Here is a 19,730-nt window from a genome sequence, read left to right on the forward strand (position 1 = left end):
CACGATCGGTATCGACCGACACGTCGAGCCGACCGACTCCGGATCACACCCGGACACATCGCCGTCCGGCACAGGGCCGTACATGGGCAACGCGCCGGAGTACGGCCCGCGCGCACCCAGGGGCGATCGGTGACGGCCGGGGCGGGGCAGGCGGTATCGGTTTCGATGGCCGGGACCGGGCAGCTGCGCTACGCGGGCTGCGGAGTCGGCGTCCGGCGCCGGTGTGTGGCCGCAGCGTCGGCGGCAGCCAGACCGAAGACCAGTGCGGGTGCGATACCGCCGGCGTAGGCGTGGTCGTAGAGACCGCCGATATCGGATCCCGCCGCATACAAGCCGTCCACGATGCCACCGGCTGCGGCGAGCACCCGGCCGTGCTCGTCGATGCGGATCCCGTGGAACGGAAAGGTCAGTGCCGGACGGGTTTCGATCACGTAATAAGGTCCCCGGTCCAGCGGTGCCGAGTCGTGCACGCGTGCGGGTTGGACCGCCGCGCCGGCCGCGTTCACGGCGCGGATCTCGGCCGCGATCGCCGCACCGTCGTAACCCCACTCCGGCGGCAGGTAGGCGAACTCCTCCAGGCTCTCGGCCATTCCACACCGGCCGCCGCGGCGCTGGGCGAGGTCGAACTTGTCGACCGCGATGGCGCCCTCGACGTAGCTGCCGAGAACCCAATCGCGATACACACGTTCGTCGGCGACGAGCAGTCCGCGTGACTCCGGCTGGTCGAGCAGTCGCATCGCGGTGAGGTGATCGCCCATCGTCTCATCGGTGAATCGGCGATTGTCGAGGTTGAACAGCAGGGCGTGCTCGCTGTAGTACAGCGACAGTGCGACGAAATCGCCGGAGTCGCGGAACGGAACGTCGGCCGGAACGAGGTGGCCGTAGAACCCGGACCGGGGTTTACCGGTTGCGGCACCGACCGCTGCGGCCAGTCGCAAGCCGGTCCCGGAGCTGGCCGGGTTCGAACGCAGCTGCATCACGCCCGCGTTCGGATGGATGTGCTCGCAGGCCAATCCGGGATCGGCTTGGAACCCGCCGGTCGCGAGAATCGTTGTGGCGGATTCGATGTCGAGCTCGGTTCCGTCCGGCAGGCGCAGGTGCGCACCGGTGACGACTCCGTTGTTGCCGAGCAGTGCCAGGGTGTCCGTCTCGGTGAACAGCTTGCCCTCGGCGCCGACTCGCCGTCGGCATTCGTCGAGGTACTGGTTGGTGTCGAACTGGTGGCCGGTGCCGTAGCGCAGGATCGGCACGGCGTCGGCGCATTCGACGCCAACTGAACGAATCCAGGCGATCGCGTCTGCGAACCCGTCCACCAGCGCTCGGCGCAGGGCCGGGTCGCCGTCGGGGTTGACCTCGTCCATCACCTCGTGGGTCGGCGCCGTCCACGCGTATCCGGCGTACCGCGCCGACCCGCCGACGGCCGCTGCCTTCTCGACCACCACGACCGAGCTGCCCCGGTCCAGTGACCGGGCCGCTGCCGTGAGCCCGGCCATCCCGGCGCCGATGACGAGTACGTCGGTCCTGATTACCTGCATTGTTGCTCCCTGGTCGAAACCGCTGCCGCGCAACGCAGCTCGCGGTGTGACAAATCTGATGTAGGCCGTTGTCCGGCGGTTCGGAGTCGAGCGTCAGACGGTGAACCGCCCGCCATTGCTCAGCAGCACCGCGCCGACGACGTTCGCCGCACCCGCGGAGGCGAGGTACAAGATGTTGTCGGCCAGTTCCTCGGCAGTCGCGTAGCCGCGGGTGGGACCGTCGTTCATCGCTGCCCGCAGATGCGCCGGTGTGCGCGCGGCCATCCCGGTGTCGACCGGTCCGGGCGCTACGGTGTTGACCCGAATTCCCAGGGGTGCAACCTCTTTCGCGACCGCCTGACTCAGCGCGTGGACGCCCGCCTTCGAGGCGGAATAGTGCGGATATCCGGTCAGGGTGTCGAAGGCCGAGGAAGAACCCACGGTGACGATCGCCCCGCCACCGGTTCCCCGCATGACCCGGACGGCCTCGCGCAGCAGGAAGAAGGTGCCGTCGAGGTTGATCGTCAGCACCCGACGCCAGTCGGCGTCGTCCAACCGGGTCAGCACGTCCACGGGCTCGTTGCGCTCGGCGGCCTCGTATATCCACTGCTTGCTCTGGGGATCGTCGACGCCGGCCGCATGCACCACCACATCCACCCGGCCCTGCTCGGCGACGGCGGTATCGAACATCTCGCGCACCCGGGCCGAGTCGGAGACGTCGAGCCCGACGGGATGGCCGACGCCGATCGCCGCCGCATTGCGCACGGCGGCATCGGCATTGATATCGCACAGGTACACCGCCGCGGCGCCACGCTGGGCGAGCAGCCGCGCGGTCGCCGCGCCGATCCCGGATCCCGCGCCGGTCACCACGGCGACTTTTCCCTCGAACTGATCTGCGGTCATCGTCCCTCTTTCCTCATTCGTACTGTTGCCCGGCGCGTTCAGCGGAAGATGGACTCCCAGTCGTTGCGGAACTTCTCGGCGCCGGCGCCGACGGTGACCTCGAGATTCTGTGCGGGCACATCCTGGGCGACCGCCAGTGCGCCGTCGATGCCGGGCAGCGCGGCCCCGTAACCCGGCGAGGTCGCCTGCTGTCCGGCCTTGGTGACCATGAAATCGGCCAGGACCTGGGCCGCGTTCGGGTGCGGCGCGGTGCCCAGAGTGAGTCCGTACCACTTCGCGCCCCAGGCGTACTTGCCCGCATTCCAGCCGACCGGGGCGCCGGCCGCACGCTCGGGAAGCATCGGATTGCACATCAGTGCGGCGGTGATCTCACCCGAGGCCATGGCCTGGCTCAGCGGCTGGGTGCTCGGGTAGATGCGCGGCTTGTTCGCGGCCAGCTTCTGCAGGAAATCGCGGCCGCCGTAATGCTTTTCGATGAAGTCGTAGTAGTCGATGTAGGTCGGGGAAGTCGCTGGGGTGACGATGCCGACCTTGCCGCGCAGCGCCGGATCCAGCAGATCCTGCGCGGAGTTGATGCCCTTGGGGTACAGGTTGGTGTTCCAGCCGAAACCGAACAGGATGGCGCTCTCGGTGAAGAACTTGCCGCCGATGATGGCCTCCCGCCGACGATATGCCGGATCGTCGAAGCTCGGGCCGTGCACCGCGACAGCGGTATCGGAGTTTTCGTTCGCGTGGATCCAGGCCTCGTCCGTGGTCACCGCGACGTCTCCGATGCCGTGGTGGGTCTTCTGCTCCGCACCGATCCGGGGCAGCAGTTCGGAGTCGATGCCGCGCACCACCGTCACTTTGATGCCGGGGTAGGCGGATTCGAACGCCTTCTTCAGGTTGTCGAGAACCGCCTGAGCCTGGGTGGAATACAGCGTCACCGAGCCCTCTTTGTCCGCCGCCGCCACGATGTCGGCCCAGGAGCCCGAGACCGGCTGGGAGACCTTGGCGGAGCTTGCGCAGCCCGCCAGAGCGAGCGCGGCTGCCACCACTACGACGGCAGTTCGGAATATCTTGTGCATCTTGTTCTTTCGCTTCATGCGGCGGTGATCGAGCGCGGGCTCGGTGGTGGCGTGCGTGACGCGGCATCGCTGCCTCGCCCGCGGCCCGACCGCGGAGCGCTCGGTATCTGGTCGGGAAGACCTCGAAACCTGAACGCTCCGGGCCGTTTACGGGGTTACTTGGCCGGGGCCGGGGCCGGGGCGGGTTCGTTGATGGTGGTGAAGTACTGCACCGCGGCCATGATCGCGAGCGGTGCGGTGACCAGGAGCTGGCCAACCGCAGTGCCCAATGCGCCGACGGCCACGATGCCGCCGAGGCAGCCGACCGCGGCCGCGGGGATGAACGGGCCGAACATGCCGATGATGGTCGCGGCCGCCACCGTCGCACCGGCGATTCCGCCGAGCACGCAGCCGACCGCCGCACCGCTCAGCCCGCCCACCATGGTTCCGACGGTCGCGCCGGTGGTGATGGTGCTGGCCATCCGGTTCCACGCAGCCTGTTCGCGGTCGTACGGGGTCTTCCAGGGCGCCGAGTCCTCGTACGGCAGGGCGACGGGCCGGTAGCTGGCGTGCGCGAGGTCGAACTGGGGTGTGAGCGTGGCGGTGTGGCCGCTGATCTTCGCGGCGATCGGGAAGACGAAATCGTCCACCCGGAACGACAGGTTGGACCCGGCGAGCACGGTTCCGTTGGGGCTCTTGATCGTGAATATGCCCTTGTCGGCGTTCAGGGTTCCCGCGTCGGTGGTGATGACGGTACCGGTCGGTGTGGCGGTCGTCTTGTAGTGGATCGCGTTCGGCGCCGGGGCGGCCTGCGCGGTACCCGCGATGCTGACGGCTCCGGCCACCAGCGCGCACGTAGCAGCGATTTTCCTCATCGGTGTTTCCTCTCATCGGACTCCTCGGCTTCGCCGCCGGGGAGGTGTGGTCCGGCGTGGGACGCCGGGGAAGGTCGACGGTCGGCGGACCGGCCGGACCTGGTCAGGGGAGATAGGGGTCGGGTCACTGTCCCGGCGTCGACTTCGAGTCGGGCAGGCCGGGTTCGGGAGTTCCGACGGGGCTACTACCGCCGGACGGATGCCTGCACCGCGCGTGCGCGAACCGGGAGATGATGCAGCAGGCGTCGAGCGCTCGACGGAAGCCCATCGCGTCCCGGGGCTTTCATGTCATGCCGCGGTGATCGTGTGCGGCCTCGAGGTGATCGTTTCAGCGGCGGCGTATCCCTCGGCGATGGCGTGCGCGACGCGACGCGGCACGGCCGCATCGCCGATCACCTGAATGCGAGTGTGCGGCAACTCCTGCACGAACGGCTGCCAGTCACGGGCGACCCGCTCACCGACTGCGATGAACCTGTCGCAGACCAGCTCAGAAGTGCTGCCGGACAGAATGTTTCGGTAGGTCAGCACTGTCTGCGAGGTGGCTTCCGGCGCAGGGGTCACCGTGACGGGCGCGGCCTCCACAACCAAGGTCACCGGGTGGCCCACCAGCCGTTTGCGTAGTTGGACGCGGCTCTCCGCGGGAATCGACGACGCGAATGCGGGCCCGGGAACGAGCACCGTGACCTCGGCCGCGCCGGCCGCCAGTGCCGACTCGACCGCGCCGATGGTCGCCCAGTACCCGAAGCCGTCGTCGGCGACGACCACCCGGTTTCCCGGCCCGATCCGGTCCCGGTCGAGGATGACCTCGGTGGCGGAGCACGCACCCTGCGTCGACATCTCCGTCGCGCCGGTGGCGATGATGATCTCGCCGAAGCCGTCCAGATCCGCCGGGCGCGCCGAGTGCCCGAGCTTCAGCGTCGCGGCGCCGATGTTGTCCTGATAGAACCGGAGCAATCGGGCCCACCCGTCGCGATGGGGCGCCTGCGCGGCGGTCCGCAACTGCCCGCCGATGTGGGAGCCGGCCTCGAACAGCGTCACATCGTGCGTGGGCGCCAATCGCAACGCGGCCTCCAGCCCGGCGGGTCCGGCACCGATGATCGCCACGCGATTGCCGGGCCCGGGTCGTCGGCCGAGCCGCAGCGGCGTCGCAGGACGGTCGCCCGAGCCGCCGGGGCCCAGGTCGGGATTGACCGAGCACAGCAGCGCGGGGGTGAAGGTGCGGCAGTCCTCATTGCAGGAGACGCACGGGCGGATCGCGGCATCGTCACCACGGAGCAGCTTCTCGGCGATCTGCGGATCGGCGATGAACGGACGCGCCATGCCCACGAGATCGGCGCCGGCGTCCAACGCCGATTCGATGTCGCTGCGGGACCGGAACGCCTGCGAGACCAGCAGCGGTCGCGTCGTCGCGGCCCGCAGGCGGGCTCCGTGTGTCAGCAGCGGCGGCACGTCGGTGGCCATATCGCGGACGTAGGTGGTGCGAACCCCCGCCGTCACATTGAGGTAGTCGAACATCTCCAGCAGCGGCAGCAGTTCGCACAACCCATCGATGTCCAGACCCGCCTCATCGGCGCCGTCGATCGAAACCCGCACGCCGAGAACGAGATCCGCGCAGGCATCGGCGATCGCCGCGTGCAGCCGGTGCAGTATGCGCACCCGGCCGGCGATCGTGTCGGCATCGGCGCGGTGATTGGACGCCCCGGACAGGAACTGCGCGAGCAGATAGCCGTGCGCGGCATGCAGTTCCACCGCGGCGAAGCCCGCTTCGGCGGCGTGCCGTGCGCTCACCACGAAATCGTCGACGACGCGGTCGATATCGGCCTCGGTCATCGTGCGGGCACGCACCGGTTCGCGTGGGGATCGGAGCGCCGACGGCCCGATCGGATGCCCCCAGATCTCCGCGCCCAGCGTCTCTCGCCCGAGATGCACCAGCTGACAGACCGGTATCGCCCCCTCCTGGGCGATCGCCGCGGCGCGCCTGCGCAGCCCGGGGAGGGCTTCGGGCCGCCACGCCTCGGTGGTGTTGCCGATGCGGTTGGTCGATTCCGGGCTCACCACCGTTCCGCCCGCGATCACCATCGCCGCACCACCGGCCGCGCAGCGGCGCCAGTACTCGTCGTCTCCCGGCTGCGCCAGACCACCTGCGACGGCGCCGGACCCGTGCGCGGTGGCTACCAGGCGGTTGGCCAGGCGCAATGCGCCGATCCGCAGCGGAGCCGACAGTGTGGCCATGAGATCCTCCTTGAACTGGATTCAATTCACATTATTGACACAGAGTGATTGACACCACAAGGCCTTCTGGCTTAGTTTCTCAAACTGACATCAGTTCAGTTAGGTGGATTCGGTGACCTTTCAGCAAACGCATCGCATCATGAGGACCCTGTCGAAGGCCGTCGCCATCGGCGCGGTCTTCGCCGCCGTCGCGGGCCTGAGCGCCTGCGGTGGGGCTTCCGGGACGACGAAGCCGGTATCAGGTAGCTGGTCCGACGTAGTCACAGCCGCGGAGCACGAGGGCAAAGTGGTGCTCTATTCCAGCCAGAAACCGGCCAATCTGGATGCCCTGAAACGGGCATTCGAGGCGAAGTATCCGCAGATCCACATGGAGTACGTGCGCGGGACCGATGCCGATATCAATCCGCGCGTGGAGACCGAGAACAAGACCGGCAAAGGCATAGCAGATGTGCATATGTTGACCGACGCGGCCTGGGTGCAGACCGCCGCGCAGTCCGGCACCTATTCGTCCGATCTCGTAGGTCCCGACCTGCACGCCCCCGAGTACCAGCCGCAAACCAGCGTGTTGCACAACCGCTTCGCCCTCACCAGCGCCGCGGTCTTCGCACTCGGCTGGAACACCGCGGCCGTCCCGGGCGGGCTGAAGGATCCGCGCGACATTCTCGATCCGAAGTACCGGGGCAAGATCGGCATCACCAACCCCACCGGTATCGCCGCGTACGTCGATATGTACCAGTACTACGAGAAGACCTACGGCGCGGACTACTGGAAGCGGCTCGCCGCACTCGCGCCACGGGTGTATCCGAGCGCCCTGGGCATCGCGCAGGCACTCACGTCCGGTGAAATCTCCGTCACCCCTTCGGTGCAACCGCTGACCACCGAGGTGGCCGCGGGCGCGCCGGTGAATTGGGTTCTGCCGCAGTCGCCTTTCGGAACCCCCTGGTACAGCCACGTCACGAAGGTGGCGCCACATCCGAACGCCGCGCAGGTACTGGCCGATTTCATGGTCACCCGTGACGGACAGGTCGCGCTCAATTCCGGCTACGCCGCGGTCCTGCCGGACATTCCCGGTGCGGTCGCCCGAGCCCAGGACCTTCCGACGCCGAATACGGCGAACCTGACGCCGGACAAAGTTTCGCAGTATTCCCAGGCTTGGTCGAAGCGCTTCCAGGGCTGATCGCCGGCGCAACCCCAACCACTCCCCCCTTGACGAAGGACAGCAGATGGACGAGACAGCCGAGCCGCTACGCGGCGTCAATGTGCTGGTGACCGGGGCATCCGGTGGGATCGGCGGCGCGACCGCGGAACTGTTCGCCGCACGTGGCGCGACGGTCTACCTCACCGACGTCGACGATGCCGCAGGGCGCGAACGAGCCCGGCGACTCGGGCCCGGCGCGCACTATCGCAAACTCGATGTCACCGCCGAATCCGATTGGCAGGCAGTCGTTTCCGAGATGGAATGGGCGGAACACCCGCTCCAGGTGCTGGTCAACTGCGCCGGTTCGGCGCTCAAGGCCCCGCTCGAACACACCACACTGCAGCAGTTCCGCACGATCCTCGATCAGCATCTGGTCGGCACCTTCCTGGCCCTGCGGACCGCCGCGTCGGCCATGCGCGACGGCGGCGCGGTGGTCACCATCTCGTCGCTGCGCGGGGTGCTGGCCACCGCCGAGCTGGGCGCCTACGGCGCCGCCAAGTTCGGCGTCCGTGCGCTCACGAAGGTCGCGGCCCTGGAGCTGGCGGGCCGTGGCATCCGGGTCAATTCGGTGTGCCCCGGCAGCATCGAAACCGAGATCACCGCGGGTCCCGGCTTCGAATCCGACGACGTGCAGGCCTATGTGCGCAGCATCCCGATGCAGCGCCGGGGTTCGGCCGAGGAGGTGGCCAAGGTGATCGCGTTCCTGGCCGGCGTCGACAGCGCCTACATCACCGGTGTGGACCTGCTCATCGACGGCGGTACCGCCGCGGGCGTCTACACCCCCAAGCGACAGCCGCAGGAGGTATGAGCCGATGTCGCAATTCACCGTCGCCGGGCTCAGCAAGACCTACGGATCCAACGTCGTGGTCGATCAACTCGACCTCGAGATCGAGGAGGGAGAATTCCTGGTCCTGCTCGGTCCCAGCGGGTGCGGAAAGACGACGACACTGCGCTGCCTGGCGGGATTGGAAACCCCGCAGGGCGGATCGATCACGTTCAAGGACCACGTCGTCTTCGACGGACGCGCCCGCACGAATGTGCCTCCGCACAAACGCAATATCGGGATGGTGTTCCAGTCGTACGCGCTGTGGCCGCACATGACGGTCCGGAACAACATCCGCTATCCGCTGAAGGTGCGGGGGCGCAAACAGGCGATCGCCGAGAGCGCGGTCGAGGCCGCCGCGCAGATGGTGGACTGCGGCGCCCTGCTCGATCGCTATCCCTCCCAGCTCAGTGGCGGGCAGCAGCAGCGGGTGGCCGTCGCACGCGGTCTGGTCGCGCAACCGGACCTGGTGCTGTTCGACGAGCCGTTGAGCAACCTCGACGCCAGGCTGCGCGACCAGGTACGCACCCAGATCCATCAGCTGCACCAGAAATTGGGCTTCACCGCGGTATTCGTGACCCACGACCAGGCCGAGGCGTTCGCGCTCGGTGATCGGCTCGCGATCATGAAGTCCGGCAGGATCGAACAATACGACGCACCCGAACGAGTCTTCGAGAATCCGGTGTCGGAGTACGTCGCGGCCTTCATCGGCATGGCCAACCGTCTCGAGCTGCACCGTGGTCACGACGGCTGGCGCACGTCGGCGGGAGACGCCATCGACCTCACGCATGCGCTGGTCCAGGGCTCGGCCGATCGGGGCTCGGCGGCGGTCGCGCGACTGCGTCCCGACGACGTGCTGCTCCATGCCTCGGCCCAGGACGTGCCGCTGGGCAACGTGGTGCTGAGCGCGGAACTGGTCACCTACGAATACGGCGGCCGCTACTTCGACGTGACGGTGGCGACCGGCAGCGAGCAACTCCTGCTGCGAGCGGATGCCGCGACACACGGTCCGGCGCTGCGCAACAGCCGCCCCGGTGCTCCGGTGGTGGTCAGTTTCTCGCCCGCGAGCCTCCGGATCTTCCCTCCGGCAGGCGATCTCGACCCAGCGGTACCCGTGGCGGTACCCGTGAGCGCGCAAGGACACCCCTGATGACCTCGCTGAGCATCACCGCCGCAAGACCTTTCGCGATTCCGGCGCAATGGCGGTCGCGGATCGGATACCTGGCCCTGCTCGCGGTTCTCGCCTATCTGGTCGTCGTCCCGATGATCCGGTTGCAGGCGTTGGCATTCCAGGACGGAGCGCACGGCTACCGGAGTCAGTACGGCCGATACGACATCGGCGACACGATCCGGACCACGATCGTGCTGGCCGTCGGATCGCTGGTGATCGCGATGGTCCTCGGGACCCTGCTCGCCTTCGCCGCGAGCCGGCTGCCCGCGCGCCTGTCGTTCCTGCGCATCGTCCCGATCCTGCCGATCGTGATGCCCGCGGTCGCCAATATCGTCGGCTGGACGTTCCTGCTGTCCCCCGGGCCGGGGTATCTCAATGTGCTGCTACGCCACCTGCCCTGGTGGCGCGGCTCGGACACCGGACCGGTCGACGTCTACACGGTGCCCTGGATCGTCATCCTCACCGGTTTCGGTCTGACCTCGTTCGTCTACCTGTTCGTCAGCGCCGGTATGCAGAGCATCAATGCCGAACATCTCGAGGCGGCTCAGATCAGCGGGTCCTCGACCGTCGGCGTGTTCTTCCGGGTCGTGCTTCCGCTGCTGCGCCCGTCGCTGGTCTACGGCGGCGGCATCGCCCTGCTGCTGGGCCTGGGCCAGTTCACCGGGCCGCTGCTGCTCGGGCAGAACAAGGGCGTGAAGGTGCTGACCACCGAAATGTACAGCCGGGTTTCGGAGTCACCGTCGGATTTCGCCGCGGCCGCGGCCGCGGGTTCACCCCTGGTGCTCTTCGGGCTCGCGGTGGTGCTGATCCAGAAAGGGTTGCTGGGCAACCAGACTCGGTTCGTCACCCACGGCGGCAAGGCATTCTCGGCGCCGCCGGGACGCTCGGTCTGGGCCTCGGTCACGATGGTGATCTACGCCCTGCTGGCCTTGGTCATCCCGCTGCTCGGGCTGGTCGTCGTCTCGTTGACGCCGTACTGGTCGGGCTCGCTGTCCCCGCACATCCTGACCCTCGCGAACTTCCGCAGTCTCGCCTCGAACCAGGCGATCGTGGACTCGGTGGTCACCAGCGTCATCACCTCGCTGGTCGCCGTGGCGATATGCATTCCGATCGGTTACGCGGTGGCCACATTGCTGGTGCGCGGCAGGCGATTCCGGATCCTGGCACTGATCGCCGACCTCATCGCCGTGTTGCCGATGGGTATTCCGGCGGTGATCTTCGGTGTGGGATTCCTGCTGACCTACACCGAGCCGCCGTTCATCCTGTACGGGACCCGCGCGGTCATCATCCTGGTCTATATCGTGCTGATGCTGCCCTACGCGATCCGGATGCAGATGACCGCGCTGCTCTCGCTGGGCACCACCTACAGCGAGGCGTCGGCGACCAGCGGAGCCTCACCGATGGTTACGAACATCCGGGTGATGCTCCCGCTGATGCGCCCGACCATCCTGAGCGCGGTCGCGCTGATGTTCATCCTGCTCACGCACGAGTTCGCCGCCTCACTGCTGGTGCGCGCATCGACCACCCAGGTGATGGGGACCCTGCTGTTCGATCTGTGGGAGAACGGCTCCTATCCACTCGTCGCCGCGATGGCGCTGCTGATGACCGCGGTCACGACCGTGGGCGTGGCGGCGGCGATGCTCGTGGGCGGCCGGAACGTGTTGAGCAATCTGTGATTCGGACCGGGCGGCGAAAGCCGGAAGTGGAGAGATGGATATGACGAGCGGTAGTGCCAGATTGCGCGAGAAGGTGATCCTGCTGACCGGATCCTCCGGCGGCATCGGCGTGGAGATCGCGCGGCGGCTGGCCGGCGAGGGCGCCGTGCTCGTGCTGACGGATCTGGATGCCGAGGCGTGTGCGCGGGTGGCGGCGGAGATCCCGAATCCCGAACTACACCACGTGCTCGAGCTGGATATCAGCGACGAGCAGCAGTGGCGCGATGCGGTCGAGGTGATTGCCGAGCGCTTCTCGGGCCTGGATGCGCTCGTCGCCAACGGCGCGATCGGCAGCCTGGCCACGGTGGTGGACGAAGATCTCGAGCGGTACAACAAGGTGATCGCGATCAGCCAGACCGGTACCTGGCTGGGTATGAAGCACGCCGGTGCGCTCATCGAGCGCACCGGCGGGGGGTCGATCGTCAACCTCTGCTCGGTCCTGGGCACCGTGGGCGGACTGGGCAACAGTCTGGCGTATGCGGCGGCCAAGGGCGCGGTCCGGACGATGACCAAGAATGCGGCCCTGCACTGGGCGACCAAGGGGGTACGGGTCAATTCGATCCACCCCGCATTCATCGAGACGCGCCAGCTGCTCGACCGGTACGAGGGCAGTGACCGGCACCGCGCGATGCTCGAGCACACCCCGATGGGCCGGCTCGGCCGAGCCGAGGAGGTCGCCGCGGCGGTCGCGTTCCTGGCCGGCGACGATTCGACCTTCATCACCGGCACCGAACTCTACGTCGACGGTGGGTGGACCTGCGTGTAGAGCGGGTCCGGAAACGACGGTGTGGACGTCCTCAGCGAGCAATGCCGAAGACGTCCACACCGTCGTTGTCCTTCGCGGTCAACACATTTCGAGCGACCAGCACATCGAGATGCGCGAGCGTCTCACAGGTGGCGAACATCTGGTCGAAGGTGCCCAGGGTGTCGAACCGGCGGTCGTGCCGCGTCCAGGTCAGTGCCTGGGCCACGACCGCTCCCGTGCACGGCGCCAGTTCGCCGACGACGTCCAGGATCTGAGCGAACCGATGTTCGTGGTGAGCGAGCAGTGCGCGCGCTCGACGGCCGACGCTCCCGCCGGGCAGGCCGTGGGCGGGCAGCATCACCGGTGCGTCGTCGTCGCTCAGCAGTGTCAGCGAGCGCAGGAAGTTGTCCAAGGGCATTTCCCATGGGCCGAGTTCGAACCCGACCGAAGGGGTGATCGTCGGCAGCACGTGGTCGCCGGTGAACATCAGATGTCGATCGAGGTCCCGAAAGACCATGTGGCCCTTGGTATGACCGGGAGTCGCCTGAGCGTGCAGACGGTACCCGGACAGTTCGACGGTGCCCGGCCGCAACCAGTGGTCCGGCGGCTCCCAGTCCTGTGGATCGAAAGACTCGGCCAGGCTGCCGATCCGGGCGCGGGCGGCGAGATCGCTTGCGCCCGCGCGACGCAACTCGTGCAGGGAATTCTCGGGCTCGTTGGTGCCGAGCCGGTGGATGGCCTCGAGGCCGGGAGATTCCTCGGCGCCCAGATGGACTCGGCACCCGTGCCTGCGACGCAGCTCGACGGCGAAGGTGTAATGATCGCGATGCACGTGCGTGACGAACACGTCGTGGATCTCATCGGGAGAACGGCCGATTCGAGCGAGCCCGGTGGCGAGTTCACGGTAGGTGTCCGGCCGGTGCCAGCCCCCGTCGATCAATGCGAGGCCGGTATCGGTCTCCAGCACGTACACGTTGATCGCACGCAGTCCATCCTGTGGCATCTGCAGCGGAATGCGATGAATGCCTTCGGCTATCGGGTAACACCCGGGTTCCGCCCAGTGCGTACTCACGCGGCGGTTTCGGTGAGCGGCACCATCGTCCGCTCGTCGCCGAACCAGATCATCCGCCGACCCCGCATGGCGCCGACGTGCCGCACCGCGGCCTGCCATTCCGGACTCGCCAGCGCGGCGTCGAGCGCCTCACGGGATTCGAAGCTCAGGATCGACAGCCCATCCCAACCTGCCGACTTCTCGTCCATCGACTCGAGCAGTTCGGTGTGCTGCCAGCGCAGCAGTCCGGGAATGGGGTAGGTGACCTCGGCATGTTCGCCGCGCCACCACTCGATGAACTGCTCGTGCGACCAATCACTGGGGCGGGATGCCAGAACGATGAGGTTGTACACGATTCTCCTAATTGAATTCTGTTTGGTTTCTGCGGGCATGCCGAACCCCGTTCGGATGTGCCGGGGATTTACTTGACCAGAAGCCGGACGACCGAGGTGCTGATCGTCTCGGTGATCTCGGCCAGGCTCAGATCGCCCTGAGGCCGGTACCAGCGCCAGATGCTGACGATCATGCCGAGGATCAACTGTCCGAGCAGACGCGGGTCGCCGTCGATGAACACGCCGGCGTCCATACCGCGCGACACCAGCCCGGACCAGTTCTGTTCGATCTCCTGTACCAGCTCCCGGGAGCGCAGCCGTTCGGCCTCCTCCTTCTCGGACTGGCGCGGTGCGGTCAGCAGATCCATGTGGCTCTGCAGGATCCGCCGTTGCAGGGCGTCGGTCGGTGTGCCCGCCAGGGCTCCGGCGACCGCTGCGCGCAGAGCCTGCTCGGGGTCGTCCTGATTCTCGGTGGCGGCGACGAAGCGGTCGACGGAATCGGCCAGTTCGAGGCGCATGATCGTCAGCAGGCAGTGCGCCTTGGACTCGAAGTAGTGGTACAGCGCGGTCTGGCCGATGCCGACCTCACCGGCGACCGATGCCCACTTGGTCTGCTCGTAGCCGACCTGCCCGAATTTCTCGATGGCCGTGCTGAGGATATGGCTGCGCTTGGAACGGGCGCTCTCGCGGCGAGCTTCGGTATCAGCGACCATCAGTGAAATACCCCCATGCGTCTCGTATATATAGCCGGATCGACATTACCTCACCTGAGCTGAACTCGAGTCAGTCGAGGTTGTCAAGCGGGTCGCCAGGCGAACCGCCTCGGGCCGGTCCAGTTTGCCGACCCGGTTCTGCGGCAGATCCGCCACGGTGAACAGATACTCCGGCCACTTGAACTTCGGCACATCCGCGGCCGCGAGCTGCATGGTGACGCTGTCCAGCGTCAGCGGCGGACCATCGGTGACGACCAGCGCGGCCGCGCGCTCACCGAGCAGATCGTCGGGCACCGCGACGACACAGACCTGGACGACCGCGGGCAGACCCGCGATCGCCGCCTCCATCTCGTTGATATCGATGTTGCGGCCACCGCGGATGATGATCTGCTTCTGCCGACCCAGCACGCGGATCGAGCCGTCGTGTGCCACCTCGACCAGATCGCCGGTGGGCAGAAATCCGTCGGGGGTCAGTTGCGGTGGCACCGGAACACCCTCCCGGGCGTAGCCCACGAACAGCGACGGCCCCTTCACCTGGGCGTCGCCGACCTCACCCGGGCCCAGGATGTTCCCCGCGCCGTCGACCGCGCGGACCACGGTGCCCTCGAACGGGCGTCCGTCGCGGCCGAGGCGGATCGCGGGCGGGTCGTCGATCCGCGGCGTGGTGTGGCCGAGGCATTCGGACATGCCGAACACCCGCAGGAAGGTGGTGCCGAGGCGGTTCTCCGCCGCGGCCATGGCGCTCTCGTTCATCGGGCCGCCGCCCACGGTCATCGCTCGCAGCGCCGGCGTGCCCGGGGAATTGTCGACCAGCGACAGCTGCAGGGCCATCGTGGGGACCAACATCGTCCAGGCGACGCGATGGGCCGCCATCGCGCGCAACGCGGCGGCCGGGGACCACTTCTCGATCGTCACCATGCTCCCGCCCAGGTAAGCGGGCAGATACATGCCGAAGCAGAACGCGGCCACCGACGACAGCGGAACGAACGCCCCGACGGCGTCGCCGGGCCGCATGCCCACGACCTCGATCGTGCGGGCGCAGGCGTAGCGAATAGCTTCCTCGGACTGCACGACGCATTTGGGACGTCCGGTGGATCCCGAGGTCATCGCGATGGCCGTTCCGCCGCGCCAGCGTTCCACCGGTCCGAACGGCCCCGGCCGGGCGCACACCACGCGACCGGCGAAGGCGGCCTCCCGGAGGGAGAAGTCGGCGGGCACGTCCCACCGGTCCAACGGCTCGGGCTCGGCGAACACCAGATCGGGCGCGATATCGGCCACGGCGAGCCGGAACTCGGAGTCGGCCGCGTGCGGGCTCAGCACCGCGACGACCCCGCCCCGCATCCCGACCGCGAGCGCGGCGGCCACGGTGTGCCAGGTGTTGTCCGCCTGTACGAGTACCGTCGGGGCGCCCGGATCGATCGCCTCGATGCGGGCGGCCAGAGTCGTTGCCGCAGCGACGATCTCACCGAGGGTATGTTCGCCGAGCTCGTCGACGACCGCGATCCGATCCGGGCTGTGCTGTGCCCGCTCGAGCAGTTCTTTCGCGAGTATCTTCATCGTCTGTTTCCTCGTGTGGACTGTGAGTTCTTCGCTGCGTACTTGCCGGTCAGCGCACCAGAGGCGGCGGAATCAGCACGGCGCGGCCGGTGATGTCGCCGGTGCGCAGGCGCCGGTAGGTCTCGACCCCATCGGCCAGTGGGTAGGGGGTGGCTTCCACGTGCAGGGCCCCGCGCCGCGCCATGTCGATCACCGCGACCAGATCCGCGTGCGGACCCCAGAACGGTGCCGTGACCCGCCAGCCCGCGGCCAGGCCGAGGTGTTTGCCGACCTCCATCCGGGCACCGGCGCTGCCCACCACCGTCAGTCGCCCGCCCGGTGCGAGCAGGCGCGGCGCAGGCTGCGCGGTGTCCGGTGCGCCGGCGAAGTCGATGATCACATCGGCGCCGTCGCGCACGGCTGTTCGCAGGGAGTCCACGTCAGGGAAGGCCGCCTCGGCGCCCAGCCGCAGGGCCATCTCGCGCGCCTCCGTGCGGTTGTCGACGGCGAGAATTCGACCGGCGCCCATATCGCGCAGGATCTGCACGCCGAGGTGGCCCAGGCCGCCGACGCCGATCACCACGCAGGTCGCGTGCGCATCGATCAGATCGGCGTGTTCGCGCACCGCGTGGTAGGCGGTCAGCCCCGCGTCGGTCAGGGGCGCGGCCACGGCAGGGTCCAGACCATCGGTGCGGACCAGATGCCGGGCCGACGGGACCAGCATCGCCTGGGCCAGACCGCCGTGATATCCGAGGCCGTTGCCGATCGGCGCCGGGGCGCCGGTGGTCCGGGGGCGCAGCCGCAGGCAGTAGTTCTCCCGGCCCCGCGCGCAGTTGCGGCAGTGTCCACAACTCCAGATGCCGTGCACCGCAACGGTTTCGCCGAGCCATGTCGGATCGGCGTCCGGTCCGGCAGCGAGAACGGTTCCGGCGACCTCGTGGCCGAGGGTGAGCGGCAGCGGGCAGTCGAAACTCGCCGCCGCCGCGTCCATGACATGCAGATCGGATCGGCACAGTCCGGCCGCGGTGACCTGCAGCAGGAGTTCCTCGCCGACGGGCTGGGGTACCGGCACTTCCCGCAGTTCCGGTGGCCGCCCCCATTCGGTCAGCTGTACGGCCAACATCAGCGGGCCGTCCATCCGCCGTCGACCACCACGGTCTGGCCGGTCATGTACGACGACGCATCCGAGGCGAGGAAAAGCACCGCGCCATCGACCTCCCCGGCCGCACCGCCGCGGCCGAGCATGGTGTTGCGTCGCACCCAGCCGCCGGACTTGTCGTTGCTGAACAGTCCGTCGGTCATCTCGGTATCGAACCATCCGGGCACGACGGCGTTGACACGAATCCCGCGATGACCCCACTGACCGGCCAGTTCGCGGGTCAGTCCCAGAACTCCCGCCTTGGACGCGGCGTAGCTCGCCCCGCCGATCGGCGCGGTCGAGGCCAGTCCGATGATCGACGAGATGTTGACGATCGATGCACCTCGCCCCTCCGGCAGGGCGGTGGCGGCGGCGAGGGCGAGATGGAATCCGGCGAGCAGATTCACCTCGAGCAGGGCCGCGAAACCCTCGGCCGATTCCTGCTCCGCCTGCGGGGGTCCGGGCCTGCCCGCGTTGTTGACCAGCACGTCCAGGCGGCCGGTCTGTTCGTAGCAGCGATCCACCAGCGCCCGGCGGTCGTCGTCGAGAGTCACATCGCACCGAACCGGAACGATGCGCGGATCGGCGTCGGCGAGGGCGGCCAGGCGGTCGGTGCGGCGGGCCGCGGCGAACACCGTGGCCCCGGCATCGGCGAGCGCCTTGGCGAAGCCGAGCCCGAGGCCCGACGACGCGCCGGTGACCACGGCGGTCCGGCCGGGCAAGCCGAACAGGCGGGTGAGGGTATCGACAGTCCGGGTGTCGGTCATTGCAGTACCCATCTCAGTACACCGCGGTCCGGCCACCGTCGACCGGAATGATCGCGCCGGTGGTGTAGCTGGCCGCATCACCGGCGAGATGGGTGACGAGTCCGGCGATTTCCTCCGGTCTGCCCAGCCGTCCCGCCGGTAGCCGATCGACGATCTTCGCGATGAACTCGTCGTCCCAGTACTCGGCCATATCCGTCGCGAACCCGCCTGGCAGGACGCAGTTCACCCGGACGGTCGGCGCGTACGCCTGGGCGAAGGCCAGGGTCAGGGCGTTGAGCCCGCTCTTGGCGGCCGCGTACATCGTTTCCGGCGGGCTCGGCCGCAGGGCTCCGATGCTGGAGATATTGATGATCGATCCGCCGTCGGCGGCGGCCATCCGGGCGCCGGCCGCGGCCATCAGCCGGAACGGTCCCTTCAGATTGACCTCGATGGTCTTGTCCCACAACGATTCCGTCACCGACGCGAGATCTTCGGCCACCGGTGCGATGCCCGCATTGTTCACGACGATGTCCAGCCGCCCGAACTCCGCGATGATCCGGTCGAGGGCCGGCTCGATGGCATCCCACTTGCCGACGTGCAGTTCCAGCGGATGGGCGCTGCCGACCGGGGAATCGCCCAGCCCTGCCACCGCCTCCTGGCAGGCCGCCAGTTTCCGGCTCGACACGATCACCGTGGCGCCCGCGTCGCGCAGGCCCCGGGCAATGGCCAGTCCCAGGCCCCGGCTGGCGCCGGTGACCAGGGCGACCTTGCCGGTCAGATCGGATGTGTTCATCGGTATTTCTCCACTTCGAGACGAGCGATCGTGCGCAGGTGCACCTCGTTGGGGCCGTCGGCGATCTGCAGTGCCCGGGTGATGGCGTACATCCGGGCCAGGACGGTGTCGTTGCTCACCCCGGCGGCGCCGAAGGTCTGCACGGCGCGATCGACGACGGTGTGCGCCACCTCCATCGCCGCGACCTTGATCGCCGCGACCTGCGAGCGCACCGCGGCGTTGCCCTGGGTGTCCATCAGCCAGGACGACTGCAGCACCAGCAACCGGATCTGATCGATCTCGATGCGGCTGCGCGCGATCCACTCGCGGACCACACCCCGATCGGCGAGCGGGCCACCGAATGCGGTGCGTTCCAGCGCCCGGCGGCACATCAGCTCCATGGCTCGTTCGGCCATCCCGATGGCGCGCATCGCGTAATGCATCCGGCCCGGCCCGAGCCGGCCCTGAGCGATGGCGAAACCGTCGCCCTCGGAGCCCAGCATGTTCTCCGCGGGTACCCGGACGTCGGTGAATTGGACCTCACCGTGGCCGAGACGATCGTGGAAGCCGAACATCGGCAGATCGCGCAGCACCTCGATGCCGGGGGCGTCGGCGGGCACCAGGATCATGCTCTGCTGGCGGTAGGTCTTCGCCGCCGGATCGGACTTGCCCATGAAGATGATCAGCTTGCAGTCCGGATCGAGAACTCCGGAGGTGTACCACTTGCGGCCGTTCAGGACGTACTCGTCACCGTCGCGGCGAATCGTCGAGGTGATGTTGGTGGCGTCCGAGCTGGCCACCGCAGGCTCGGTCATCGCGAAAGCGGAGCGAATCCCGCAGTCCAGCAACGGTTTCAGCCACTGTTGCTGCTGCTGCTCGGTGCCGTACATGGCCAGGATTTCCATGTTGCCGGTGTCCGGCGCCGAACAGTTGATCGCCTCGTTGCCGATCACCGAGCGGCCGACCACCTCGGCCAGCGGCGCGTATTCGAGGTTGGTGAGACCCGCGCCCAATCCGTCGTGCGTCATGAACAGGTTCCACAAACCCCGCCGCCTGGCCTCGGCCTGCAGATCGCGCATGATCTGCGGCTGTTCGTGCGGGTTGGCATTGGCGGCGATCTGCGCGTCGTATACCGGCTCGGCCGGAAATACGTGGCTGTTCATGAAGTCGTCGAGTTCGACGAGCAGATCCCGGGTGCGGGCGGTGTAGGAAAAGTCCAC

The 19,730-nt window shown here is 68.0% G+C and carries 18 protein-coding genes; 5 read left to right on the forward strand and 13 right to left on the reverse strand.

Translation table 11 applies throughout. From position 1 onward, the window contains the following. Positions 1-188: 188 nt before the first annotated feature. The 5 genes from K7711_RS32910 to K7711_RS32930 form a co-directional block, all read right to left on the reverse strand. The gene (locus K7711_RS32910) at positions 189-1,535 is read right to left on the reverse strand and encodes an FAD-dependent oxidoreductase (RefSeq protein ID WP_222974294.1); all 1,347 of its coding nucleotides are present in this window, start codon (positions 1,533-1,535) and stop codon (positions 189-191) included. 93 nt (positions 1,536-1,628) lie between these two features. Next, positions 1,629-2,417 (reverse strand): SDR family NAD(P)-dependent oxidoreductase, encoded by a 789-nt coding sequence (locus K7711_RS32915; RefSeq protein WP_222974296.1) that lies wholly within the window; start codon positions 2,415-2,417, stop codon positions 1,629-1,631. A gap of 38 nt (positions 2,418-2,455) precedes the next feature. After that, complete coding sequence (locus K7711_RS32920; RefSeq protein ID WP_235748143.1) at positions 2,456-3,502, reverse strand: ABC transporter substrate-binding protein; 1,047 nt, start codon at positions 3,500-3,502, stop codon at positions 2,456-2,458. Positions 3,503-3,639: 137 nt separating this feature from the next. Continuing rightward, the gene (locus K7711_RS32925; RefSeq protein WP_222974298.1) at positions 3,640-4,338 is read right to left on the reverse strand and encodes a DUF8020 domain-containing protein; all 699 of its coding nucleotides are present in this window, start codon (positions 4,336-4,338) and stop codon (positions 3,640-3,642) included. 288 nt (positions 4,339-4,626) lie between these two features. Next, positions 4,627-6,570 carry an oxidoreductase gene (locus tag K7711_RS32930; protein WP_222974300.1) on the reverse strand — a complete coding sequence of 648 codons (1,944 nt, stop codon included), beginning with the start codon at positions 6,568-6,570 and terminating at the stop codon, positions 4,627-4,629. A gap of 139 nt (positions 6,571-6,709) precedes the next feature. Between K7711_RS32930 and K7711_RS32935 the strand changes: the two genes are divergently transcribed. From K7711_RS32935 to K7711_RS32955, 5 genes are read left to right on the forward strand one after another with little or no spacing between them, the layout of a single operon-like run. Beyond that, on the forward strand, positions 6,710-7,747 hold the full coding sequence (locus K7711_RS32935; RefSeq protein ID WP_222974301.1) for an ABC transporter substrate-binding protein: 1,038 nt from the start codon (positions 6,710-6,712) through the stop codon (positions 7,745-7,747). Positions 7,748-7,793: 46 nt separating this feature from the next. Continuing rightward, complete coding sequence (locus tag K7711_RS32940) at positions 7,794-8,576, forward strand: SDR family NAD(P)-dependent oxidoreductase (RefSeq protein ID WP_222974303.1); 783 nt, start codon at positions 7,794-7,796, stop codon at positions 8,574-8,576. Between the two features lie 4 nt (positions 8,577-8,580). Then, positions 8,581-9,741 carry an ABC transporter ATP-binding protein gene (locus K7711_RS32945; RefSeq protein ID WP_222974305.1) on the forward strand — a complete coding sequence of 387 codons (1,161 nt, stop codon included), beginning with the start codon at positions 8,581-8,583 and terminating at the stop codon, positions 9,739-9,741. Beyond that, positions 9,741-11,438: an ABC transporter permease gene (locus K7711_RS32950; protein WP_222974307.1), complete on the forward strand. Its 1,698-nt coding sequence runs from the start codon at positions 9,741-9,743 to the stop codon at positions 11,436-11,438. The genes K7711_RS32945 and K7711_RS32950 overlap by 1 nt, the downstream gene beginning before the upstream one ends. 40 nt (positions 11,439-11,478) lie before the next feature. Beyond that, positions 11,479-12,243: an SDR family NAD(P)-dependent oxidoreductase gene (locus K7711_RS32955; protein WP_222974308.1), complete on the forward strand. Its 765-nt coding sequence runs from the start codon at positions 11,479-11,481 to the stop codon at positions 12,241-12,243. A gap of 31 nt (positions 12,244-12,274) precedes the next feature. Here the strand turns inward: K7711_RS32955 and K7711_RS32960 are convergent, their stop codons facing one another. From K7711_RS32960 to K7711_RS32995, 8 genes are all read right to left on the reverse strand, one after another. Then, positions 12,275-13,225 carry an MBL fold metallo-hydrolase gene (locus K7711_RS32960; RefSeq protein WP_222974310.1) on the reverse strand — a complete coding sequence of 317 codons (951 nt, stop codon included), beginning with the start codon at positions 13,223-13,225 and terminating at the stop codon, positions 12,275-12,277. A gap of 65 nt (positions 13,226-13,290) precedes the next feature. Next, a complete protein-coding gene (locus K7711_RS32965; protein WP_222974312.1) occupies positions 13,291-13,626 on the reverse strand; it encodes an EthD domain-containing protein in 336 nt (111 codons plus the stop codon). 68 nt (positions 13,627-13,694) lie between these two features. Further along, positions 13,695-14,318 (reverse strand): TetR/AcrR family transcriptional regulator, encoded by a 624-nt coding sequence (locus K7711_RS32970; protein WP_222974314.1) that lies wholly within the window; start codon positions 14,316-14,318, stop codon positions 13,695-13,697. A 45-nt stretch (positions 14,319-14,363) separates the two neighbouring features. Continuing rightward, positions 14,364-15,875 (reverse strand): class I adenylate-forming enzyme family protein, encoded by a 1,512-nt coding sequence (locus tag K7711_RS32975; protein WP_222974316.1) that lies wholly within the window; start codon positions 15,873-15,875, stop codon positions 14,364-14,366. A gap of 49 nt (positions 15,876-15,924) precedes the next feature. Beyond that, entirely contained in the window at positions 15,925-16,992 is a 1,068-nt protein-coding gene (locus tag K7711_RS32980; protein WP_235748145.1) for an NAD(P)-dependent alcohol dehydrogenase, read from the reverse strand. Next, positions 16,977-17,771: an SDR family NAD(P)-dependent oxidoreductase gene (locus tag K7711_RS32985; protein WP_235748146.1), complete on the reverse strand. Its 795-nt coding sequence runs from the start codon at positions 17,769-17,771 to the stop codon at positions 16,977-16,979. The genes K7711_RS32980 and K7711_RS32985 overlap by 16 nt, the downstream gene beginning before the upstream one ends. 1 nt (position 17,772) lies before the next feature. Continuing rightward, complete coding sequence (locus K7711_RS32990; RefSeq protein ID WP_222974318.1) at positions 17,773-18,531, reverse strand: SDR family NAD(P)-dependent oxidoreductase; 759 nt, start codon at positions 18,529-18,531, stop codon at positions 17,773-17,775. Continuing rightward, complete coding sequence (locus K7711_RS32995) at positions 18,528-19,730, reverse strand: acyl-CoA dehydrogenase family protein (RefSeq protein ID WP_222974320.1); 1,203 nt, start codon at positions 19,728-19,730, stop codon at positions 18,528-18,530. The genes K7711_RS32990 and K7711_RS32995 overlap by 4 nt, the downstream gene beginning before the upstream one ends.

It is taken from the genome of Nocardia coffeae (genome assembly GCF_019890715.1).
GTDB lineage: Bacteria > Actinomycetota > Actinomycetes > Mycobacteriales > Mycobacteriaceae > Nocardia > Nocardia jiangxiensis.